Genomic DNA, 22,701 nt, shown 5'->3' with positions numbered 1-22,701 from the left:
CAGGCTCGCCGACAGGTCAGCCTGGCGTTTTGACGGGCAACAACATTTCCACGCACAGTCCGCCACCGCTGCGCAAGCTGGCCCCGATGCGGCCGCCATGGGCGTTGATGACGTGCCGGGCGATGGCCAGGCCCAGGCCATGGCCGTCCGTGCTGTGCTGGGTATTGCTGGCGCGGAAGAACGGTTCAAAAATGCGGGCCAGGTCGGCGCTGGCCACGCCGGGTCCCCGGTCCAGCACGGCGATGCGCAAGCAATCATGCAGGCGCGACAACTCGACATCCACGGTGCCGCCATCGGGGCTGTGCTTGACGGCATTGCGCACCACGTTTTCCACGGCACGGGCCAGCAGTTCGGGCTGGCCCGTGACGCTGGCGTCGGCCATGGCCGCGTCAATCGCCAGGTCGATGCCCATCAGGCGCGCCCTGGCTTCATAGCGGGCGTCGTCCACGATGTCGTGCACGAGGTCGGCGATGCCGACGTCTTCGCTGTGCGCGTGCCCGGCGCCCGCTTGCACGGCGCCCGCTTCCAGCCGCGACAGGGTCAGCAGTTCACCGATCAGCTTATCCATGCGCTCGCTTTCGCGTTCGATGCGCTGCATCGAGGCGGCCATCTTTTCCGGCTGCTGGTGCGCCAGGCCGATGGCGGCCTGCAGGCGCGCCAGCGGCGAGCGCAGCTCGTGCGAGACATCATGCAGCAAACGCGTCTGGCTATCCATGAGATTGCGCAAACGTCCTGTCATGCGGTCGAAATCGCGTCCCAGGTCCGTCAATTCATCGCCGCGCTTGCCGCTGGCGTGAAAGCGCGGTGCCAGGTTGCCGTGCGACGCGGCCTCGAACGCCTGCCGCAGGTCGCGGATGGGGCGCGCAAAATACCAGGCCAGCAAAAAGGCGAACAGCAGGCTAGCGGCGATGGCGGCGGCCAGGGGAACGAAGGTGCGGTAGGGGCTGTCCATGCGCGGGCCGGGCGGCATGCCGCGGCCGAATTCGCCGCGTGGCGGCGGGGCGCCCGCTTCGCTGGGGCGTGGACCGGGTCCCATGGCGCGCGGGCCGCTCAGGGTGACGGCGTTGAGCGTGTCGCGCGCGGCGCCTGCCTCGGCATTGCGGAAGCGTTCGGACGAGGGCAGGAACAGCAGGTAGCGCTTGCCGTCGCTGCCGGCCACGTCGCGCACGACGGGATGGGCCTGGCTTTGTTGCAGCATGGCGCGCGCCTTGGCCAGCATGGCGGGATGCACCGCGCGGCCCATCAATTCTTGCCCTTTGGCATCGACGGCAAACACGCGCATGCGTTCGAGCTTGCCCAGGAATTGCCGCAAGGCCTGGCTGCCGCCCGCTTCCACGGTGGCGCTGGCGGCCTCGATGATCATTTGCGCGGGCGGGCTGGTGTCGATGTCGAGGGCCCGTTCCTGCTGTGCGGCCCGGTTTTTCAGCCAGAAGGTGCCGCCGATGCCGATGGTGGCCGTCACTTGCGCCAGCATGATGCACAGGAAAAACTTCCAGAACAGACGGCCCACGCTTACTCCTTGATCAGCTGGTAGCCGAGACGGTACACGGTTTGCAGGCAGGAGCGGCCATCGGCCAGGCTGCCGAGTTTGCGGCGCAGGCTGCTCAAGTGCACGTCGATATTGCGGTCGAAGCGGGCCATGGGCCGGCCCAGGCCCAGTTCGGACAGCTGATTCTTGCTCACGGGCTTGCCCGCATGGCGCACCAGCACTTCCAGCAGGTTGAATTCCGTGCTCGTCAGCTCCAGGTGCGCGCCGGCCCAGGCCACGCGGCGCTGTTCCGGCCACATCGTCAACTGGCCCACGGTCAGCGGGGCCAGGCCCGACGTGTCCTGCGGCACGGCTTGCGCACGGCGCAGGATGGCGCGGATGCGCGCCGTCAGCTCGCGCGGCGTGCACGGTTTTGTCACGTAATCGTCGGCGCCCAGCTCCAGGCCCACGATGCGGTCCGTATCGTCGCCGCGCGCCGTCAGCATCAGGATGGGCAGGTTGCTGCCGGCGCGGATGCGGCGCAGCGTTTCCAGGCCATTCATGCGCGGCATCATGACGTCGAGGATGGCGATGGCATACAGGCCCGTCAGCGCCTCGGCCGCGCCGCTTTCGCCGTCATGCACGGCGCGGGCGTCAAAACCTTCCTGCGTCAGGTATTCCTGGAACATGCCGACCAGTTCCACGTCGTCATCGATTAACAAAACCTTGCTCATGCCTGTGCTTTTTTCGGGTGAATATCGCCCGATGATAGCAGTCAAAGGGGGCCGTTCAGGGCGGTTTTACCCGCTTTTACATACGTCCGCTTACATTTGCGCACCTTCCTTTACACGCTTTTACGCCGCCCTAACGTTGCTTTACATGCCAGACGCCCACAATCGGGGCTGATCGCCACGAAAGGAAAGCCCGATGAAATACCTGAGTATTGCCGTATCCCTGTTGCTGCTGTCCGCCTGCAGCATGCCGCTGCTGGCGCTGGCCCAGCAAGAAGCTGCACCGGACGGCCCGCCAGCGCGCGCCATGGAAGGGCCGCCGCCCGGCCTGCTTCACGGACCCGGCGGATCCGGTGCGCCAGGCTTGCCGCCATTCCTGCGCGGCATCGACTTGAGCGAAGCGCAGCAGGACAAGATTTTCGCCGCCACCTATGCCCAGGCGCCCTTGCTGCGGGAACAGGAAAAGATCGCCTTCAAGGCCCATGCGCAGCTGCGCGCGCTGGCCGCCTCCAGCGCCTACGACGATGCGAAGGCCAGCGCGCTGGCCAGCACGGCGGCGCAAGCCATGGCGGCGATCAGCTTGCAGCAGGCGCGGCTGGAGCAGCAATTGCTGGCCGTGCTGACGCCGGAACAGCGCAAGCAGGCGCAGCAGCGGGGCGACAGCCGCCCCGGCCCGCGCCGCCCCCAATAAGCACAGGAGAGTGAGATGAGCATCAGTGCCTTGAGTTCGACCAGCGCCGCCAGTCAGCTGAGCGCGTTCAGCCGCCTGGGCGGCGGCAGCAATACCGGCAGTACCAGCGGCGCGGGCGGCACGCGGCCGTCAAAGCCCGACGATGGCGCGTTTCTCGACGCTATTTCCAGCGCCTTGTCATCGATAGGCGTGACGGTCGATGCCAGTGATGGCGATAGCGCGACGGAAGGCACCGGCGCCGCCGGCAGCGGCGACGTGGGCCAGGCGCTGGGCGCCTTCCTGCACCAGCTGATGGGCAGCCTGCATGCGCAGAGCGGTGGCGCTACCGGCGCGCAAGAGGAGGGCGGCGAGCCGCCTTCGGGGCCGCCACCCGGCGGCGGCGCGCGCGGCGGTCCCGGCAATATCGAGTCGGATTTGCAAAGCCTGCTGCAAAAATTCTCGACGTCCGGCAACGATGGCAGCGACAGCGCGCAGAGCGCGGACAGCAGCGTGACGGACTTGCAGTCCAGCTTTGCCAGCCTGCTCAGCGCGCTGGGCGGCGATGAGGGCGGCGGCAGTAGCAAACTGGGCAGTTTCCTGCAGGCGCTGTCGGGCAGCCTGGGCGCGGCGAGTGCGGGCGGCAGCCTGTCCGCCAGCGGTAACCTGGTCAATACAACGGCTTGAAGCATGGAACGCAAGCTCGCCATTGCCGCCAGGAAGGCGCTCGCGCAACGGGCCACGCAGGCGCTGTTCCTGTGCGCCAGCCTGAGCCCTGCCTTGGCGAGCTTGCCCTACTTGATGGAATACATATGGACTTACATGATCACGGTCTGGCATCCGACCTCGAAATGATGCGGCAACAGGCGGCCGAGCGGCGGCAAGTCCTGCGCTGGCTGCTGGCGGGCGCCGCCACCTTGCCCTTGATGAGCTGCGGCGGCGGTTCGGACGCCAGCGGCACGGCCGCGAGCAGCGGCGCCAGCACGGGCACGTCCGGCAGCGCCGGCAGCGTCACAATACCGGCCGCAGGCGCCTGCACGGTGATTCCCGAGGAAACGGGCGGGCCGTATCCGGCCGATGGCACGAATACGCATGGCGGCAGCATCATCAACGTGCTGAACCAGTCGGGCGTCGTGCGCAGCGATATCCGCGCCAGTTTCAATGGCGCCACGGGCGTGGCGGCGGGCGTGCCGCTCACCATCAAGTTGCAGCTGCTCAACGCCAGCGGCGGCTGCGCCAGCCTGGCTGGCTACGCCGTCTATCTGTGGCATTGCGACCGCGACGGCCTGTATTCGCTGTATTCGAGCGGCGTGACGGCGCAAAATTACCTGCGCGGCGTGCAGGAAACGGACAGCGCGGGCAAGCTCGGCTTCACGACCATCTTTCCCGGCTGCTACGCCGGGCGCATGCCGCACGTGCATTTCGAGGTCTATCCCAGCCTGGCCAAGGCGGCCAGCGCCGCGAACCGCATCAAGACGTCGCAGTTTACCTTCCCGATGGCAACATTAAACGAGGCTTACACGGCCAGCGGCTACACGGCCAGCGTGCGCAACCTGGCGCAGACCAGCTATGCCACCGACAATGTCTTTGCCGACGGCACCAGCCTGCAGATGGCGACGGTGACGGGCAATGCCACCGATGGTTATGTGGTGACCCTGACGGTGGCCGTGAACGGTTAAGTTGCTGTCATGAAACCCAGGTCGCGCCGGCTGAAGTTGCCGATGTTCGGGAACACCTCGGCCAGCTGGCTGTCGGCCACGCCGAACCATTTGGCCAGCGTGGCGCCGTACTGGTCGACGGAGGTGGTCGGCAGCAGGGCGCCGGAACCCACGTCCAGCTCATGGCCCAGGCCCGTGGCGGGGAAGGCGCCGTAGATGTCGCGGCCCTTCACGGCGCCGCCCACGACAAAGTGGTGCGCGCCCCAGCCGTGATCCGTGCCGTCGCCGTTGCTGCTGAAGGTGCGGCCGAAGTCCGACGCCGTAAACGTCGTCACCTGGCGCCGCACGTCGGCGCCCTGCAGGGCGGCCAGGGTCGCGTCGAAATACGCGAGCGCGTGCGCCAGGCGCGCCATCAGGTCGCCATGCAATTCCTTTTGGCGGTCATGCGTGTCGAAGCTGCCCAGGGTTACATAAAACACTTGCCGTTTCGCGCCCAGGGGACCGCGCCCGCCGATGATGCGCGCCACCGTCTGCAATTGCACGGCCAGCTGGTTGACGCTGGACGCACCCGTGTTCGGGTTGATGTAGGGCGGCGGATTGGGCACGCCGCCCGCGCCGGCCGCCAGCATGGCGCCGCTCAGCACGCTCTGGCTGGAAATGGCGCGCTGCACCGTCGCCACGTGTTCCTGCTCCATCATGTCGTCGCCCGCCGTGCTGATGATGTCGCGCAAGGCCGTCTCGCCCTCGGTGGCGCCGAACAGGTAGCCGCCGCCGATATTGCGGATCGGCACGGCGCCCGCCTGGCCCACCTGGAACTGGCGCACCTGGCGCCCGCTGAGGAACAGCGCGTTCGACGCGGCCGAGATGGCCGTAAACGTCGCATTCGCGTTGCCCGTGCCGAGCAGGTCGCCCAGGCGTCCGCCCCAGCCGATGCTGGCGCCTTCCGGCAAGCCCGATTGCCAGGTCGATTGCTGGTCGTTATGCGAAAACAGTTTCGGCGGCAGCGCCACATTGCCCGCCTTGTATTGCGCCAGGGTCACAGGCTGGATCAGTGTGCCCACGTTGGCAACGATGGCGGCTCGGCCGCCGTCGAACAGGTCTTTCACGGGAGCGAGGGCGGGGTGCAGGGCGAAGCTGCGGCCCGTTTGCGCCGTGGCCGGCGTGATCGACAGCACGCCGCCCGTTTCGCCGACGCCGGGCAGGTGGATCGAATCGTTGCTGCCCGTGTTGCGCAGGCGCAGGTATTCGCTCCACGATGGCGTGTCCGTGGCCAGCACCGTGTTGAAGGAATCGTTGCCGCCGGTCATGAACAGGCAGACGAGGGCCTTGTAGTCGTCGGCCGACTGGGCCGCGGCCTGGCCCATGGCGGCCAGGTTGAGGGCGAATGGCGCGGCCGCGCTGCCGGCCAGGCCCAGCATGGAGCCGAGGAAGCGGCGGCGCGAGAAATGAGTGGTGATAGTCATGCTGCTTCCTTATTTTTGAACCAGGTATTCAGGCGAGGCCATGGCCAGGAAAATGGCCAGGTGCACGCGGTAGGTTTTTGCCGTCGTCACTTGCGCGGCATTGCTGCCGCTGGCGGCGGGAATCGCGATGCTCGTGACGGCCGCCAGGATCTTGCCGCGCAGCCGGGACGACATATTGCCGGACATTAACAGCAAGTTGACCCGGTCCAGCAAGGCGGCGGGCTGGTCGGCCAAGGCCAGTTCGGCCGAGTAATCGGCTTGCACGGCGCTGTTTTCCGCCACGCCGCCGCGGATGGCGTCCTGCATGAAGTTCAGGTAACCGGTGACGGATGGCTCCGACGTGATCTGCATTTCCGGCGCCACCAGGCCCGCCGTCGCCAGCGCCGAATTGGGCGGCACGTACGAGGGACGGAAGTAGTTGAAGACGGACGGCGCGTTCATGGGATTCTGCCCCAGTCCCGACAGCGGATCGCTCAGGTAATAGATGCGGTACTGCAAGGCCGCATCCCTGGCATGAAAGGCGCGCATCCAGTTGCCCAAACGTACCAGCGGTTCGCGCAATTTGCCTGTGCGCAGGCTGCTGCCGGCTGGCGCCAGCGCGTCGGGGTCGAGCAGCACGGCGCGGATCACGGCCTGCATGTCGCCGCGCACGCCAGAACCATTGTTGGCGAAGGCGGCCGCAACCCTGCCCACATAGGCCGGGCTGGGGTTGCTGGTCACTAAGCGCTGGATCAGCTGGCGGCCGAAGAAGGGGCCGGCATTCGGATGGTTGAACAGGGTGTCGAGGGCCAGCGCCATGTCCGCTTCGCCGCCGGCGGCGCCCGCCGCGCTCACGCCCAGGAAGCGCTTTTCGCTGGTGGAGTGGTACGCCGCATAGTTCTGCATCGGTTTCCAGTCGCGGTCCGGATCGGCCACGCTGCCAAAGAAACGGTTCGCACCCTGGTCGGGGCCGGCCCAGCTCCAGCCCGTAAATACTTTCGCCAGGCCGCCCACATCGTCGCGCGTGTAGGTGTCGATGGGCTTGCCGCCGGACAATTTCAATGAACCATCCGCATTCAGCTGGTACAGGCCGATGGTAAATAACTGCATCACTTCGCGCGCGAAATTCTCGTCGGGCGTACGCGTGGCCGATTCCTTCTGGTTGCGCAGGTGCGACAGGTACAGCCCCATCATCGGATGGGTTGCCACGCCCTGCAGCAGGGTGCGGAAGTTGCCGAACGCATGTTGCCCCAGCATGTCGTAATAGCTGGCGACGCCCCGCGTTTGCGTCCATACGTTCTCGTTTTGCGTGGACACGACGAAGATTTCCGACAGGGCAAAGGCTACGCGCTGGCGCAGCTGGTCGTCGCCGCGCACGGCCTGCTGCCAGAACGACTCGTAAAAGTCGTTCGGCACGGCCTTGGTGGCCGCCGCGCCCGCAACGGGATACTTGGCGTCGATATATTTGCGGTGCAAGGTTTGCGGCTTGGAAAACTGCGCGCGGAACCAGGCGTCGCTGTCGCTGGCGGCGAGGGCGTCGATGGCCGCCATGTCCGGCCCGAACGTGGCGCGGCCCAGGAAACGCGACGCTTCCGCGCGCGTGAAGGTGGCTGTCTGGTTGGCCGGCGGCGTGGTCAGGGGCGGCGGCGGGATGGTGTCGCCCGGCTTGGTGCCGGGGTTGGCCGGATCGCCGGGGGCGGTGGTCGCGGGCGGCACGACCGATATGTCCGGGTTCTGGGTGGCGCCGGTCTTGCTGTCGCTGCCACCGCCGCAGGCGGCAAGCAGGCTGAGTAATGTGATGGCCAATAAACGGCGCAAGGTAGGGTCTATCATTTAGTTTCTTTCAGGCAATCAAATTCTGGCCCGTTAATTGTAGGGCTTGCCTACCAAAATCCTGTTTCCAATTAACTATTTACGTGTTGGCCACGTTTATTTTTATCGTCCGTTGGCGTGGTGTTGATGGTGTTTTTGGCGCGGTAGCGCGAAGTTTGTTTTTTGAAAATGAAAAATATTTTTTGTCGATAACAAGCACTGTGGCGGATAGGCGACGTAATCATTCCGGCCAATTAAGCTTGTTTGAAAGCTCATCTTGACAGCGAAACCCGCTTCGCCGGAAACCATGGTTTTTACGCTATCGGCGAAACGCCGTTCGCCGTCCTGTCCCTGGCTCCCCCTGCGCCGGACTGGCACGGCCCTTGCGTCAGGGAGGCATGGGCCGCCCGCCCGCCTTCCACCGGAGCCTGTCATGACCAGCCGCCTGCTCGCCTATCGTCCCGAAATGGAATTGCCTGAAGCGCCGGGCATGCTGCCGCTGCAGCAGGAAGATGCGCTGGCGCTGGCGGCGCAGTTGCTGGAATTGCAGGGGCCGGCCCAATTCGATGCTTTCCTGGCGCACCAGCTGGGCGCCACCGCGGCGGGCCAGCAAGTGCGCGGCACGCCGCTGGAAGGGCCGCTGCGCCAGTTGCTGGGCAAGGTAGTGGCGCCCTTGCTGCCCCTGCATGGTGGCTCGCCGCAGGCGCTCAAGCGGCGCGCTGCGGGCATTTTCGGCATGGAACTGGAAGGATTGAGCCCGGAAGACAAGGAATTCGAACTGGCGCGCCAGGTCGTGCACCTGATCGATGCCGTCAACACGGCGCTGGTGCAGGACGGCGTCCTGGGCGTGCGCGACCCCAGGACGCGGGTGGACACCGCCTTGCTGCAAGTGGCACGCCGCGTGGCGCCAGGCTTGCTCAGGCAGGCGGCGCAAATGCCGGGACGGGACGGTGGCCACTGGCGCCGCGAGGGCGGGCACATCGTCGTGCTCGATTGTTAGCCGGACGGCTGCTGCGTCCGGCACTGTTGTGTCAGCTGAGGTGTCAACTGAAGTGTCAACCGAGGTGCTAACTTTGAGGAGTTCATCATGCATGACTTGGATCGTACGACCCTGGAATACGGACAGGAAATGTCCGGCTTTGAAGCGGAACAGTTCGAGTTTGGCCAGGGCGAGTGGAGCGGCGAGGGCGGCGCGAACGCCATGTTTTCCGAGGCCGAGGAGATGGAACTGGCGAATGAACTGTTGTCGGTCAGCAATGAAGCCGAACTGGAACAGTTTCTCGGCAATTTCCTGCGCAAGGCCGCCTCCGTGGCGGGCGGCATCATCAAGTCGCCCGTGGGACAAGCCATCGGCGGCGTGCTCAAGGGCGTGGCGAAGAAGGCCATTCCCCTGGCGGGCGGCGCCATCGGCGGCTATTTCGGCGGCCCGCTGGGCGCCAAGATCGGCAGCGGCCTGGCCTCGGCCGCCGGCAGCGCCCTGGGGCTGGAAGCGGAAGCGTCGTCGAACGAAGACCGAGAATTCGAGGGCGCCAAGCAGTTCGTGCGCCTGGCGGCCGATACCGTCAACCGCGCCGCGCAAGCGCGCGGCAATGGCGACCCGCGCGCCATCGCCCAGGCGGCGGCCAGCGCGGCGGCGCGCCAGTTCGCGCCAGGCCTGCTGGGCCGTCCGGGCGGCCAGGTCGCCACGCAGAACGGCAGCGGCGCAGCTGCGGGGGGCGGCATGGCGCCGGCAGGCGTGCGCAGCCAGGCCGGCATGCGCCCATCCAGCGGGCGCTGGGCGCGGCAAGGCCACAAGATCGTCCTGTACGGCGTCTGACATCATGGCCATCGGCGCTTATGCAGCCTGGATGCTGGAGCAGGAGGCGCGCTCGCTGCTGACGCGGCTGGCGCGGCTGGAACCGTTCGCGCTGATCGAGCCGACGGTGCTGGCGGCGGCCCTGATGCCCAGCGCCCAGTCGGCCATCGAAAGCCAGCTGGTGCAGGGCAGGCGCGCCTTGCGGCGCATGGTGGCCCAGTTCCAGTGGTGGCTGCGGCGCGAGCGCGCCGACGGCGCCAGCATGGCCACGGCTGCCGAGGCCCAGCGCCGCTTCACTTTCCTGCGCCTGAAGTTCAATGCCGCGCTGACCCAGTTCGACCTGTTCAACGAAGTCATCACCCAGCGCAGCGAGCACAAGACGGGCGTGTGGCTGGCCGGCCTCGACATCGTTGCCGCCGATGCGCTGGCGCTGCCCGGCGATGTCTACCAGGCGCCGCCCGTGATCTGCTACCTGGACCGGGGGCCGGGCGCGGCCATCCGCCGTGCGCGCACGCGCCTGCCCGGCGGCGGCGACAATCCCGTCGCCATCATCCGCCTGCCGCGCGAACGCATGATAGGCAGCGGCATCGCCTCGTCGCTGGTGCACGAGATCGGCCACCAGGGCGCGGCGCTGCTGGACCTGGTGGCGTCCTTGCGGCCCGTGCTGCAAGCCATGCAGCACGGCGGCAGCGGCCTGGTTCACGTCTGGCAGTTGTGGGAGCGGTGGATCTCCGAGATCGTGGCCGATTTCTGGTCGCTGGCGCGGGTCGGCGTGGCCGCCACCCTGGGCCTGATCGGCGTGGTCAGCCTGCCGCGCGTGTTTGTCTTCCGTCTCAATATCGACGATCCCCATCCGGTGCCATGGCTGCGGGTGCGCCTGAGCTGCGCCATGGGACGGGCTTTGTATCCGCATCCGCAGTGGGATCGCCTGGAACAGCTGTGGCTGTCGTATTACCCGCTGGCCGGCTTGCCGCCGGCCCGGCAGCGGTTGCTGGAACAGTTGCAGGCCAGCATGGACGCCCTGGTGGGCTTGCTGGTGCAGCACCGGCCGCCGGCCTTGCGCGGCGGCTCGCTGGTCGAAGCCATGGACGTGCATACGCGCCAGCCGGCCATGCTGGCGCAGCTGTTTCGCAGCTGGACCCTGGCGCCGGCGCAGATGTACCAGGCGACGCCGACCCTGGTGTTCGCCGTGCTGGGCCAGGCGCGCGCCAGCGCCACCTTGAGCCCGGAAGACGAAAGCGAGCTGCTGGGGCGTTTGCTGACCCACTGGGCCCTGCGCAGCACCCTGGACACGTCGGAGCTGTGTGCGGATGTCGTGCGGCATGGCCGCCGGTCCGGCAGGCCGTTTGATTATCCATTGAGGAGAATGACATGAGCAGCAAGATGAGCAGCAAGATGGGTGGCAAGATGGGCAGCAGGAGCGGGGCGGCGGGCCAGGCGGGTCCGAAACAGCAGGGCGGCAGCATCGTCGTCACCGTACACGAGCAGGACAGCGGGGCCATGGTCGTCAATGCCGCGATCAGCCTGTACCGGGGCGCCGAGGCGGACTGCCATGATTTCAACGCCGCCACCTGGGTACCAGACCCCGCCATGCTGGTCGGCGTGCGCTGGACGGATGGCCGTGGCAGCACCGTGTTTGCCGACCTGGCGACGGGCAGCTACGTGGGCGTGTATGGCAATTTCCCCGCCACGGCGCCCCAGTGCGTGACGGTGCAGGCCGGCTGCAGTGCCGTGCTGTGCTTCAAGCCGCAGCTCAACCCGCAGGTGGGACTGGCCTTCGAAACACCGGACTGCCATCCCAGCGACTGCAATTTCGGCAGGGTGGGCGACCGTGCCGTGGCCAGCGTCTCGTTTGACGGCGATCAAACCGCGGACGGGCGCGACCAAGTGCAGGTGCTGGCCGCCGCGCCATGGGTGCCCATGCGCGGCACGCCGAACGCCTTTTCCACACCCGTGCGGCGCGCCGGCATGCACCGTTTCATGGCGCAGATGATGCTGTCGCAGCGGCCCGACCTGCGCAGTGCCTTGCCCGTGCCGGAAGGGCTGAGTCCGAACGCCATGCTGGCCGTGGATGCGGAATACGAGACGGAAGAGCGCCAGCCGCAGCCCATCTCGGGCAATGTGGGCGTGTCGCTGACGCGCACGGAAACGGAGCCGACGGAAGACTTGCCGCTGTGGACCCTGATACGCAACAGCACCGAGGCGATGTCGTTTACGAATTACCTGCATTTCATGGACAGCCTGTTTTGCGGCGACCTGGCCGCGGTGCGCGGCTTCGAGCAGGAGCGCTTCGTCAAGAAGGCCGACATGTTCCAGCAGCTCAAGCAGCGCCGCGCGCTGCCGTTTTCCGATTCGGACTCCTACCGCGTGCTGAAAGTGGCGACGGAAGCGTTCGTGATGGTCAATTGCGGCGTGCTGAACCAGCCGCTGGCCTTCAATCCGGCCGAAGACAACGCGTATCTGGACCGGCGCGACATCCCGCAGGGGCGCGACCTGGAAACCGTGCTGCGCAACGATTACCTGGAAAACATCGACGGCTTCCAGACCTTGCCCTACCTGGCCGTGATCCGCCGCAAATTGCCCGACATCCCCATCAGCATCCCGCGCGGCCAGGAAGGCGAGGTGGACCTGTGCTTTGGCATCATCCAGGAAAAGCTGGCGAACCCTTGCCTGCTGGAACTGATCTGGTCGTACTGGCATGAAGAGGGCATGCTGGTGCAGACCATGAACGCCATCGCGCAACGCTTCCAGAACCTGCGCGCCCCCGGCGGCGGCCTCGATCCCCTGTCGAACACGGAAATCGACATGCTGCGTCCCCTGAACAACTTGCTCTGGGGATACACGCAAGATGAGCAGCACCGGCTGACCGTGGTGCGCCGCAACTACGAGTACGACCACCATTACGGCGTGCGGCTCGATGGCAAGGCGGTCCAGCACTTCCGGCCAGCCGACAGCCGCTCGAAATTCCTGGAAGCGTTCCACCATTTGCTGCGCCTGTTGACCTCGTTCTACAAGCAGGATGACGACACCACCGTCAAAGCGGACGCCTTCCCCGTGCTGAATGCCTTGAAGGAAATCCATTTGATCCTGTCGCAGGGCGCGCACAACCAGTTCGGCGACTTGCCGTCGACGGCGCGCATCGAAATGCTGATGCAGCAATGGATGCTGGCGCGCCCCGAATTCCGCGAATTCCTACCGACGCGCGTGATGGTGGCGTATCCGGAACCGTGGATGGATCGCGTTGATGCCATGAAGAAACTGCAGGGCTGGACGGATACGAGCGTGATGCATTTCCGCAACCTGGCCATCTTTGGCGAGCAATTGCTGCTCTCCGTGCGCTACGGCAACTGGAGCGACATCTACGAACCCACGCAGGCCTTCAACTGGGCCCGTTTCTGGCGTCCGCAAGTGCAGGGCTATATCCATGGCTACCGCGCCGCCACCGGGGTCGATTTGTCCGTCGACAGCAGCGACCCGGCGATCGAAGCGACGATGCCTTCGGTGTTGCTGCGCCAGCGCCTGAGCCAGCAGCTGCGCAGCGTCTAGGACGGGAGCGGGGCGCGTGCATGCTCGATTTTACCAGTGCGCTGTATCTGGGCATGCGCCATCCGGCGGCCGCGCTGGCGCCGTGGAGCAGCCTGACCCTGGGCCAGCCGGCAGCGCTGCAGGAGCCGCCCGGCGCGCAAGCCCTGGCAGCAAGCCTGGCTGCGCTGCAAGGCTGCGAGGCCGCCTGCATGCTGCCGTCGACCCTGCACCTGTTCTGGGACCTGTTCGGCATGCTGGCTGCCGAGCGGCTGGTGATCCTCGTCGATGGCGGCAGCTACGCCATCGCGCGCTGGGGCGCCGAGCGGGCGCAGGCGCTGGGCTTGCCCCTACGCATGTTTCCCAGCGGCGAGATGGCGGTGCTGCGGCGCCTGGCGGCGGACTGGGGCCGGCAGGGGCGGCGCCCGCTGATCCTGGCCGATGGCTATGTGCCGGGCAGCGAACAGGTCTTGCCGCTGGCCGGCTACGCGGCCCTGGCGCGCCAGGGGGGCGGTTATCTGCTGCTGGACGACACGCAGGTGCTGGGCGTGGCGGGTACACAGGGTGGCGGCTCGGCGCGGCTGCATGGCTTGCCGGGCGGCTACGACAAGGGGGGCGGCCACCTGATCATCGGCGCCTCGCTGGCCAAGGGTTTCGGCGTGCCGCTGGCCGTGCTGGCGGGCAGCGGGAACTTGCTGCGGCGCTTCACGGCGCACAGCCAGACGCGCGTGCATGCCAGTCCGCCTTCGGCAGCCGTGCTGGCGGCGGCGCGGCGCGCGCTGGCGCTCAATGCGCGCCATGGCGATACCCTGCGCGCCAAGCTGGGGGACAGGGTGGCGCAATGGAGGGCGGGGATGGCGGCGGCCGGCATCGCCTGCCGGGGCGGCAGCTTTCCCGTGCAGCGCCTGCCCGGCCGCGCCCATTTGCAACAGGTCTTGCGCGCAGCGGGCGTGCTGTCGCTGGCGCAAGCGGGGGACGGTCCCGGCGCGCTGACTTTTCTGCTGCGGGCCGACCAGACGCCGCGGCAACTGGAGCAGGCGATGGACTTGCTTGAACATCACATCAGGAGGCGATATGAACGAAACGTTTGAAATGCTGCCCTTTGCGGGGCAGCCGGGAGCGGCCGGCGAGCAGGAGTGGGCGCCGGAGTGGTCGCAGGAGTGGCAAGGGGAGGAAGAGGGCGAGGCCGAATGGGAGGGCGAGCGCTGGCCCCCCGGTGGCGCGCGCGGCGGCATGCGCGGCGGCGGGCTGCGCGCGCGGCCGCCTCTGCGCGGACAGCGCCGTCCCGCACCGCCGCGCTACCAGGCGAATCCGGCGCGCAGGCCGCCGCGTCCCGCACCGCCGCCCTTGCCCTATCTGCCGCCGCGCTACCGGAGCTGGGGCGGCTATGTGCCCATCTACCCGACCCTCTATCCGCAGGCCTATCCCGTGGCGGAACCGGCGTTTGGCGACCAGCAGGAGCCGGAGCCGGGCATCGATGCGGGCCAGGATCAGGGTCAGGACGATGACGGGCAGCAGGGTGAAATCCCGCCCACCCTGGCCGGCACCATGGGCCGGGTGCCGGAAGCGGCGGCCCTGAATTACCAGGCGCTGGGGACGCTGGCCAATGCCTTGCGCGACCCGAATGGACGGGGGGCGGGCCTGTATGTGATCGAGTTCGATGCGGGCGGGCGGCGCCGCGCCTACAGCGGCCAGACGGACGATCTGCACCGGCGTTTGCTGCAGCACCGGCTGTGCGGCCAGATGATGGGCGTCGACTTGAGCGGTCACCAGGTGTACGTGGCGGCCCTGTCCTCGGCGGCGCAGCGGCGCCGCATCGAGCAGCGCATCCACGACGACATGTTTGCCAACCAGCGCGGCGTGCTGACCAACCAGCGGCGCGAACTGGAACTGGCTGTGCTGGGCGAAATGTGGAACTGACGAGAGCCCGTTCATTACTGCGAAGGAGAGCACCATGCACCAACTTGAATGTGAATGCGCCCAATGCCGCCAGCGGGCCGGCGCTGCGTTTGAAGTGCTGGAATTCGGCCAGGACTGGCCCGGCAAGGCCCGCGCGCCGGCCGTCTTCAGCGAAGAGGAAGAGTTGCAGCTGGCCATGGAATTGCTGGAAGTGTCCAGCGAGGAGGAACTGGAACAGTTTCTCGGCAACGTCTTCAAGAGCGTGTGGAAGGGCGTCAAGAAGGTGGGCTCGACCATCGCCAAGGTGGCCAAGCCCCTGGGCGGCGCCTTGAAGGCCGTGGCCAAGACGGCCTTGCCCTTTGTCGGCGGCGCCCTCGGTTCGATGATCCCGATACCGGGCGTGGGCACGGCGCTCGGTTCGGCCCTGGGGCGCGCCGCCAGCAATGCGCTGGAACTGGAGCTGGAGGCCGCAGCGCCGGCCGACCGCGAACTGGAGCTGGCGCGCCGCTTCGTGCGCATCGCGGGGCAGGCGGCGCGCCTGGCGGCCGACGGCGACGGCAGCGCGCGCGCCGTGGAAAGCGCGCTGACGCGGGCCCTGCACCAGCAACTGCCGCATTTTCGTTCGGCCGCGCCGCAGAGCGAGGAGGAGAGCGGGCGCTGGCGCCGGCGCGGCAACCGCATCGTCGTCATGGGCGATTGGCAATAGCGCGGCAAGATGATCATCGACTGCCATTGCCATGCGGGACCGGGCGACGGCTTGAGCGGGCCGTGGGACAGCGATGCGCCGCTGCAAGCCTATCTGCGCCGCGCGCAGGCGGCCGGCATCGCCCGCAGCGTGCTGTTCGCTACCTTCCACTCCGATTATGCGATTGCCAACCACGGCGTGGCGCGCCTGGTCGCGTCCGATCCGCAGCGTTTCTACGGCTTTGCCTTCGTGCATGCGCGGCGCGACCGGGGCCGCATCCTGGACCTGGTGCGCACGGCCGTCGAGCGCTACGGTTTTGTCGGCATCAAGGCGCACCGGTTCGATGCGCGCATCAGCGGCGAAGTGTGCGACGCGGCCCGCTTCTTCGGCTTGCCCGTGCTGTACGACCCGGCCGGCGAGGTGGCCGTGGCCGAACTGCTGGCGCAGCAGTATCCCGACGTCGATTTCATCCTGCCCCATCTGGGCAGCTTCGGCGACGACTGGGCGGCGCAGCTGGCGCTGGTCGACCATCTGGCGCGCCACCGCAACATCCATGCGGACAGCTCGGGCGTGCGCCGCTTCGACTTGCTGCAGCAGGCCGTGCGCCGCGCGGGACCGCACAAGATCCTGTTCGGCTCGGATGGTCCCTGGCTGCATCCGGGGCTGGAATTGCACAAGATTGACCTGCTGGGCTTGCCGCCGCTGGACGCGGCTTTGATCACGGGTGGCAATTTTTTGCGGCTGGCACGGCTGACTTGAGGCAGATCAAGGCATGGCCGGAGGTGTCGCAATACTGGCGGCAGTAGCGGCTTGCGCCGCGCAGGCGGCCGCCTTGCGGCGTATCTGCAGGGCACGGTCCGTCACGCCCAGGCGGGCGGCGGCGCGCTGGTTGTTGCCGTGTTCCTCGGCCAGCACGAGGCGGATGGCCATGTCGGTGGCGCAGCGCGTGATATGCGACAGCTTGCAGCCCTGGGCCAGGGCCCGCCGCACGGCCGCTTCGAAGTGCTGGTCGGGCCAGGGCGGCGCCAGCAGCCGTTCTTCGGGGGGCAGGGCGCCGATGGTGATGGGGCCGGGACCGCAATGGCGGTGCCAGATGCGCGTGACGGTCTGGCGCAGCTCGCGCACATTGCCCGGATAGTCGCGCAGCAGCAGGTATTCGCGCACGGCGGCGTCCAGCGGGGGCGGGGGCTGCTGGGCCAGTTCGGCGAGGAAATGCCGGGCCAGCGGCAGGATGTCGTCCTGGCGCTCGCGCAGGGGCGGGGTTTGGCAACGCCAGCCGGCGATGCGGTAATACAGGTCGGCGCGGAAGGCGCCGCGCGCCACCTCGTCTTCCAGTGCGCGGTTGGTGGCGCAGACGAGGCGAAATTGTGTCGGTTGCCAGGTATTGCCGCCCACGCGCTTGTATTTGCGTTCCTGGATGGCGCGCAGCAGCTGCGCCTGCAGGGGCAGCTGCAGTTCGCCCACTTCGTCGAGGAAGAGCACGCCGCCGTCGGCCAGGGCGAAAGCGCCGTCGCGCGGCGCCGCCGCGCCCGTAAACGCGCCCCGTTCATGGCCGAACAGTTCGCTGCCAGCCAGTTCCGGCGACAGGGTGGTGCAGTCGAGGATGGTGAAGTCGCCCCGGCAGTTGCCCAGGCGGTGGACCAGTTGCGCCAGTAAATCCTTGCCCGTGCCCGTCTCGCCCGTGATCAGCATCGGGGCCTGGCTGAAGGCGGCCATTTCTACCACCTGGTGCAGCAAGGCGGTCCAGACAGCGCTGCCGCCCACCAGTTGCCGGCGCACGGCGCTGGACGCCAGCAACTGCGCCACGGCTTGCCAGCGCTGCAGGCGCGCCAGCACCTGGCCCGCATCGACGGCGCCGCCAGGCCACAGCAGCACATCGAGGGCGCCGGCCGCCAGCAGGGCCCGCTGTTGCGCGCAACTGAGGGCCTGGCCGCAGGCGGCGATGGCCAGCACGCGGGCATGGCTGCACAGCGCCGGCAGCGCTTGCAGCAGCGCCGTATTGGCTTCGGCGAACAGCACGATGCCCGTTCCATCTTCTTCGCCGCCGTGCCGCCGGGCTATAGTTACCTGAGCCTGCTTCAAGGCCGCCGCCAGCAAGGCGCCACTGCCAGCCGCCGCCTGCTGCATGATTTCCAGCCACACCTTGAGCGCCATATACGGGCCATCCCAGTACGAGAGTGGCCCATCTTAGGAGTCCGATACCCCAGCCGTTTGATCTGGCGCAAGCGTGCGCGGGAGGCCCACAATGAAAAACGCCGCCTGATGCATATCAGGCGGCGTCAATGCGTGCGGTTCAACGAACATCACGAGAGTGCCTAGAAACGTTCAGGGCAAGGCGCGTTGCCGAAGACAGTACGAATAGTACGGCGAGGCAATGCAACGCCGCCATGGACGTTTTCTAGGTGCTCTAGTCCTGACGAACGCAGTCGACGAAGTAACCGCGCTTGCCATCGACTTCGCGTTTCACGAGACCATGCACATCCGTCTCGAAGCCCGGGAAGCGCTCGTTGAAGTCGCGTGCGAAGCGCAGGTAGTCGACGATGGTCTTGTTGAAGCGCTCGCCCGGGATCAGCAGCGGGATGCCCGGCGGGTACGGCGTCAGCAGGATGGACGTGATGCGGCCTTCCAGTTCGTCGATGGCCACGCGCTCGATTTCGCGGTGCGCCATCTTGGCGAACGCGTCCGACGGCTTCATGGCCGGGATCATGTCCGACAGATACATTTCCGTCGTCAGACGGGCCACATCGTAAGCCTTGTAGAAATCGTGGATTTGCTGGCACAGGTCGCGCAAGCCCATTTTTTCGTAGCGTGGGTTGGCCGCCGCAAATTCCGGCAGGATGCGCCACATCGGCTGGTTCTTGTCGTAGTCGTCCTTGAATTGTTGCAAGGCTGTCAAGAGGGTATTCCAGCGGCCCTTGGTGATGCCGATGGTAAACATGATGAAGAACGAGTACAGGCCGCATTTTTCAATGATGACGCCGTGCTCGGCCAGGTACTTGGTGACGATGGACGCGGGAATGCCCGTGTCGCCGAACTGGCCGTCCAGCGACAGGCCCGGGTTGACGATGGTCGCCTTGATCGGGTCGAGCATGTTGAAGCCGGGAGCGAGGTCGCCGAAGCCGTGCCAGTCATCCTCGGCGCGTATCATCCAGTCTTCCTGCCGGCCCATGCCTTCGTCGTTGAAGCTGGCCGGGCCCCACACCTGGAACCACCAGTCCTGGCCCCATTCCTGGTCGATCTTCTTCATGGCGCGGCGGAAATCGAGCGCTTCCATGATCGATTCTTCCACCAGGGCCGTGCCGCCCGGCGCTTCCATCATGGCCGCGGCCACGTCGCATGAGGCGATGATGGAATACTGGGGCGAGGTCGAGGTGTGCATCAGGTAAGCCTCGTTGAAGGCGTCCTGGTCCAGCTTGACCGTGTCCGATTCGCGCACGAGGATTTGCGAGGCCTGCGACAGGCCGGCCAGCAATTTGTGCGTGGACTGGGTCGAGAAGATCATCGATTCCTTGGCGCGCGGACGGTCCTTGCCGATGGCGTGCATATTCTTGTAGAAATCGTGGAAGGTGGCGTGCGGCAGCCACGCTTCATCGAAGTGCAGGGTGTCGATCTTGCCGTCCAGCATTTCGCGCAGGGTTTCCACGTTGTAGATCACGCCATCGTAGGTCGATTGCGTGATGGTCAAAATGCGCGGCTTCTTGTTCTTCGCTTCGCGCGCGAACGGATTCGCTTCGATCTTGCGGGCAATGCTTTCCGGCGTGAATTCGTGCAGCGGGATAGGGCCGATGATGCCCAGGTGATTGCGCGTCGGCATCAGGAACACGGGAATGGCGCCGCACATGATGATCGAATGCAAGATTGATTTGTGGCAATTGCGGTCGACGACGACGATGTCGCCTGGCGCCACGGTCGAATGCCACACCATCTTGTTCGAGGTCGAGGTGCCGTTGGTAACGAAATAGCAATGGTCGGCATTGAAGATGCGCGCCGCATTGCGTTCGGACGCGGCGACAGGGCCGGTATGGTCGAGCAGCTGGCCCAGTTCCTCGACGGCGTTGCAGACATCGGCGCGCAGCATGTTTTCACCGAAGAACTGGTGGAACATCTGGCCGATCGGCGACTTCAGGAAGGCCACGCCGCCCGAGTGGCCGGGGCAGTGCCACGAGTAGGAGCCGTCGTTGGCGTAGTGCACCAGCGCGCGGAAGAACGGCGGCGACAGGCCGTCCAGGTAGGATTTCGCTTCGCGGATGATGTGGCGCGCGACGAATTCCGGCGTATCTTCGAACATGTGGATGAAACCATGCAGTTCGCGCAGGATATCGTTCGGAATATGGCGCGAGGTGCGCGTTTCGCCGTACAGGTAAATAGGAATGTCGGCGTTCTTGTAGCGGATTTCCTCGACGAAGGCGCGCAGCGACTTCAAGGCGTGATCGGTTTCCTCGATGGAACCGGCGCCGAATTCTTCATCGTCGATCGACAGCACGAAGGCTGACGCGCGCGATTGCTGCTGGGCAAATTGCGACAAATCGCCGTAGCTGGTCACGCCCAGCACTTCCATGCCTTCTTTTTCCATTGCGGCGGCAAGGGCGCGAATGCCCAGGCCGGACGTATTTTCAGAACGGAAATCCTCGTCAATGATGACGATGGGGAAACGAAATTTCATGCATGTCTCCAAAAAAGCAAGCCGCCCCTGACAAATGTGAAGGGGCGGACTAGGGCGCGACGGTCAGGCGGTAGTACAACCCGGCAGCCGCATAAAAAAAATAAGAACGGGATTCTCGCAGAAATGCGGCCTCTGCGGGAAAAAAATATCGCACCAAAGCGCCACAAGCTTGCGCTAGCGTGACGCAACGGTGTGACAGGGGTATTACAGCAACATTCTGTTAATCAACATCAACCTTATCAGGCTTTGCGTTGCAAGGTGACAAAGGCGTAAGGCAGGCCGGATTTTTCCGACACATGCGCTTCGCGCGCGGTTTCTTGCCACACGGCATGATCCACGGCGGGGAAAAACGCGTCGCAGTCGAACGTCTGGCCGATTTCCGTGATGATCAAGCGCTGCGCCAGGGCCAGCGACTGTTTATAGATGTCGGCGCCGCCGATCACATAGCCTTCCGCGCCATCGAGCAGGGCGATGGCCGCTTCCAGCGACGGCGCCGCTTCCACGCCTTCATGGCGCCAGTCGGCATTGCGCGTGATGACGATGTTGCGGCGGTTCGGCAGCGGCCGGCCGATGGAATCGAAGGTCTTGCGGCCCATGAGGATGGGGTGGCCCGTCGTCAAGCGCTTGAAATGCGCAAGGTCTTCCGGCAATTTCCACGGCAGGGTGTTGTCGATGCCGATGCCGCCTTGCTGGTCGGTGGCGACGATGATGGTCAGTAAGCTCATTGGTTCTGTGAAAAAGGTGGGGGCGATGCCCGATGCCCGTCATTATCGTTGAAATTGCCGGCAGCCTCCAGATGCGCACGCATGGCGTCGGCCAGCGGGCCCGGCGCTTCCAGCGGAATCATGTGGCCGGTATCTTCTTTGAGTATGTGCAAGGTGGCTTGCGGCAGGCGGGCGGCCATGGCGCGCAGGTCGTCGGGATTGACGAGCTTGTCGTCTTCGGCGCCCACGATCAGCACGGGGAAATCGAGCTCCGGCAAGCGCGCCATCAGGTCGGGGCGGGCTATCGTGGTGAGAAATTGCGCCAGCAGCACCTCCTTGCCCAGGTCCAGCCCCATCTGCTGGATCAGGCCCGTGATGCCGCCGTCCTGCAAGTGCGACGGGTGCAGCAGTTCGCGCAGGCGCTGGCGCGTGATGCCCGTATAGGCATTGCGCTCGAGCATGGCGACGATGCGCTGGCGCGCTTCGATTTCCGCCGGCAGCAAACCTTTGGCCGAATTGGCGATCAAAGTGAGGGATTTCACACGCTGCGGGTGCGCCAGCGCGTGTTCGAGCGCCAGGTAGGCGCCCAGCGAAAAGCCCACCAGATGGGCTTGCGGAGCGCTGTGGCTGGCGATCATCTGCTGCATCTGCGGGCGCGTGCGCGCCTGGTGCAGGGGGACGTGCCGCAGCTCAAAGGCGTCGCCCAGGGCAGGCGCCAGGCGCGACCACAGGCGTGCGTCGCACAGGGTGCCAGGAATGCAGTCGAGTCGTATATTGATCAAGGACAAACCTGCTTGATAGTGAAAATGAGAGTGAAAAATTTTTGTCGAGCGGCATTATCCGTCATTTTGCGCATCGGGACAGCGGCACGATTTTTCCATATGGCATTATTTTCAATAGTGCGCGGCTGGCAAGCAGGAACTTTATGGTAGGCTCATGGCTCATCAAGCCGGTACGCCGGCGACGTGACCTGAAACACCGAATGCAACCCCCACATTAAAGAGGAATTACCATGGCGATCAGTTTGCAAAAAGGCGGCAATGTCAACCTGAGCAAGGAAGCTCCCGGCTTGAAGAAAATCGTGATTGGCCTGGGCTGGGACCCGCGCGCCACCGATGGCGCCGCTTTTGACCTGGACGGCAGCGCCTTCCTGCTGAAAACGGATGGCAAGGCCCGCTCCGATGCCGATTTCATTTTTTATAACAACCTGAAGTCGGCCGACGGCTCCATCGTCCACGCGGGCGACAACACGACCGGCGGCGGCGATGGCGACGACGAGAAAGTGGCCGTCGACCTGGCCAACGTGCCCGCCGACATCGACAAGATCGCCATCGCCGTGACCATCCACGACGCGGAAAACCGCAAGCAGAACTTCGGCATGGTCGGCAAGGCCTACATCCGCTGCCTGAACGGCGACAACGGCGCGGAAATCGCCCGTTACGACCTGTCGGAAGACGGTTCGACGGAAGCGGCCATGATCTTCGGCGAAATCTACCGCGCCGGCAGCGAATGGAAATTCAAGGCGATTGGTCAAGGCTTTAAAGGCGGTCTGGGTCCTCTGGCACGCTCGTTCGGCATTAATGCATAAACAGCAGCTGGCTGCGTAGTTGCCGGGCGGCCCATGCTGCCCGGTTCTGTATTTCCCTTCTTATCTA

The 22,701-nt window shown here is 65.9% G+C and carries 21 protein-coding genes; 13 read left to right on the top strand and 8 right to left on the bottom strand.

Annotation, left to right across the window (positions count from 1 at the left end):
* Positions 1 to 16: 16 nt before the first annotated feature.
* Together BZG29_RS17515 and BZG29_RS17510 are read right to left on the bottom strand one after the other, a co-directional pair.
* Entirely contained in the window at positions 17 to 1,510 is a 1,494-nt protein-coding gene (locus tag BZG29_RS17515; protein ID WP_077405591.1) for an ATP-binding protein, read from the bottom strand.
* A 2-nt stretch (positions 1,511 to 1,512) separates the two neighbouring features.
* A complete protein-coding gene (locus BZG29_RS17510; protein WP_077405588.1) occupies positions 1,513 to 2,202 on the bottom strand; it encodes a response regulator transcription factor in 690 nt (229 codons plus the stop codon).
* Positions 2,203 to 2,395: 193 nt separating this feature from the next.
* Here BZG29_RS17510 and BZG29_RS17505 point away from each other — a divergent pair, with 193 nt between their 5' ends.
* From BZG29_RS17505 to BZG29_RS17495, 4 genes are read left to right on the top strand one after another with little or no spacing between them, the layout of a single operon-like run.
* Entirely contained in the window at positions 2,396 to 2,890 is a 495-nt protein-coding gene (locus BZG29_RS17505; protein ID WP_077405585.1) for a Spy/CpxP family protein refolding chaperone, read from the top strand.
* Between the two features lie 15 nt (positions 2,891 to 2,905).
* Positions 2,906 to 3,553 carry a hypothetical protein gene (locus BZG29_RS17500; protein WP_077405582.1) on the top strand — a complete coding sequence of 216 codons (648 nt, stop codon included), beginning with the start codon at positions 2,906 to 2,908 and terminating at the stop codon, positions 3,551 to 3,553.
* 3 nt (positions 3,554 to 3,556) lie between these two features.
* On the top strand, positions 3,557 to 3,721 hold the full coding sequence (locus BZG29_RS28185) for a hypothetical protein (protein WP_171985041.1): 165 nt from the start codon (positions 3,557 to 3,559) through the stop codon (positions 3,719 to 3,721).
* A complete protein-coding gene (locus tag BZG29_RS17495) occupies positions 3,679 to 4,545 on the top strand; it encodes an intradiol ring-cleavage dioxygenase (RefSeq protein WP_077405579.1) in 867 nt (288 codons plus the stop codon). Before BZG29_RS28185 ends, BZG29_RS17495 begins: the two co-directional genes overlap by 43 nt.
* Here BZG29_RS17495 and BZG29_RS17490 read toward each other — a convergent pair.
* On the bottom strand, positions 4,542 to 5,987 hold the full coding sequence (locus BZG29_RS17490; protein ID WP_077405576.1) for a DUF1501 domain-containing protein: 1,446 nt from the start codon (positions 5,985 to 5,987) through the stop codon (positions 4,542 to 4,544). The two genes, BZG29_RS17495 and BZG29_RS17490, sit on opposite strands and share 4 nt — an antisense overlap.
* 9 nt (positions 5,988 to 5,996) lie before the next feature.
* Positions 5,997 to 7,799, bottom strand: a complete 1,803-nt coding sequence (locus BZG29_RS17485; protein ID WP_077405573.1) for a DUF1800 domain-containing protein — start codon at positions 7,797 to 7,799, stop codon at positions 5,997 to 5,999.
* 412 nt (positions 7,800 to 8,211) lie between these two features.
* Between BZG29_RS17485 and BZG29_RS17480 the strand changes: the two genes are divergently transcribed.
* The 8 genes from BZG29_RS17480 (at position 8,212) to BZG29_RS17445 (ending at position 16,438) form a co-directional block, all read left to right on the top strand.
* On the top strand, positions 8,212 to 8,778 hold the full coding sequence (locus BZG29_RS17480; protein ID WP_077405570.1) for a hypothetical protein: 567 nt from the start codon (positions 8,212 to 8,214) through the stop codon (positions 8,776 to 8,778).
* A gap of 87 nt (positions 8,779 to 8,865) precedes the next feature.
* Positions 8,866 to 9,594, top strand: a complete 729-nt coding sequence (locus BZG29_RS17475) for a hypothetical protein (protein ID WP_077405567.1) — start codon at positions 8,866 to 8,868, stop codon at positions 9,592 to 9,594.
* A 4-nt stretch (positions 9,595 to 9,598) separates the two neighbouring features.
* Positions 9,599 to 10,948, top strand: a complete 1,350-nt coding sequence (locus tag BZG29_RS17470) for a hypothetical protein (RefSeq protein WP_077405564.1) — start codon at positions 9,599 to 9,601, stop codon at positions 10,946 to 10,948.
* Complete coding sequence (locus tag BZG29_RS17465; RefSeq protein ID WP_077405562.1) at positions 10,945 to 13,119, top strand: hypothetical protein; 2,175 nt, start codon at positions 10,945 to 10,947, stop codon at positions 13,117 to 13,119. Before BZG29_RS17470 ends, BZG29_RS17465 begins: the two co-directional genes overlap by 4 nt.
* 20 nt (positions 13,120 to 13,139) lie before the next feature.
* Positions 13,140 to 14,186: an aminotransferase class I/II-fold pyridoxal phosphate-dependent enzyme gene (locus BZG29_RS17460; RefSeq protein ID WP_077405559.1), complete on the top strand. Its 1,047-nt coding sequence runs from the start codon at positions 13,140 to 13,142 to the stop codon at positions 14,184 to 14,186.
* Entirely contained in the window at positions 14,170 to 15,015 is an 846-nt protein-coding gene (locus BZG29_RS17455; protein WP_077405556.1) for a GIY-YIG nuclease family protein, read from the top strand. Before BZG29_RS17460 ends, BZG29_RS17455 begins: the two co-directional genes overlap by 17 nt.
* A gap of 34 nt (positions 15,016 to 15,049) precedes the next feature.
* Positions 15,050 to 15,700, top strand: a complete 651-nt coding sequence (locus tag BZG29_RS17450) for a hypothetical protein (RefSeq protein WP_077405553.1) — start codon at positions 15,050 to 15,052, stop codon at positions 15,698 to 15,700.
* A 9-nt stretch (positions 15,701 to 15,709) separates the two neighbouring features.
* Positions 15,710 to 16,438 carry an amidohydrolase family protein gene (locus BZG29_RS17445; protein ID WP_077405550.1) on the top strand — a complete coding sequence of 243 codons (729 nt, stop codon included), beginning with the start codon at positions 15,710 to 15,712 and terminating at the stop codon, positions 16,436 to 16,438.
* 6 nt (positions 16,439 to 16,444) lie between these two features.
* Here BZG29_RS17445 and BZG29_RS17440 read toward each other — a convergent pair whose 3' ends face one another.
* The 4 genes from BZG29_RS17440 to BZG29_RS17425 form a co-directional block, all read right to left on the bottom strand.
* Positions 16,445 to 17,833, bottom strand: a complete 1,389-nt coding sequence (locus BZG29_RS17440) for a sigma 54-interacting transcriptional regulator (protein ID WP_077405547.1) — start codon at positions 17,831 to 17,833, stop codon at positions 16,445 to 16,447.
* 253 nt (positions 17,834 to 18,086) lie between these two features.
* Positions 18,087 to 20,342: an arginine/lysine/ornithine decarboxylase gene (locus tag BZG29_RS17435; protein WP_077405544.1), complete on the bottom strand. Its 2,256-nt coding sequence runs from the start codon at positions 20,340 to 20,342 to the stop codon at positions 18,087 to 18,089.
* A gap of 239 nt (positions 20,343 to 20,581) precedes the next feature.
* Positions 20,582 to 21,067, bottom strand: a complete 486-nt coding sequence (locus BZG29_RS17430) for a dihydrofolate reductase (RefSeq protein ID WP_077405541.1) — start codon at positions 21,065 to 21,067, stop codon at positions 20,582 to 20,584.
* Positions 21,064 to 21,828 carry an alpha/beta hydrolase gene (locus BZG29_RS17425; protein WP_253192622.1) on the bottom strand — a complete coding sequence of 255 codons (765 nt, stop codon included), beginning with the start codon at positions 21,826 to 21,828 and terminating at the stop codon, positions 21,064 to 21,066. Before BZG29_RS17425 ends, BZG29_RS17430 begins: the two co-directional genes overlap by 4 nt.
* Before the next feature lie 230 nt (positions 21,829 to 22,058).
* Between BZG29_RS17425 and BZG29_RS17420 the strand changes: the two genes are divergently transcribed.
* On the top strand, positions 22,059 to 22,634 hold the full coding sequence (locus BZG29_RS17420; protein ID WP_077405537.1) for a TerD family protein: 576 nt from the start codon (positions 22,059 to 22,061) through the stop codon (positions 22,632 to 22,634).
* The last annotated feature ends 67 nt before the right edge of the window (positions 22,635 to 22,701 follow it).

Source organism: Janthinobacterium sp. LM6, assembly GCF_002002885.1.
Lineage (GTDB): Bacteria > Pseudomonadota > Gammaproteobacteria > Burkholderiales > Burkholderiaceae_D > Janthinobacterium > Janthinobacterium kumbetense.
Note: the sequence above shows the minus strand (reverse complement) of the source record. Positions and strands in the feature narration are given on the sequence as shown.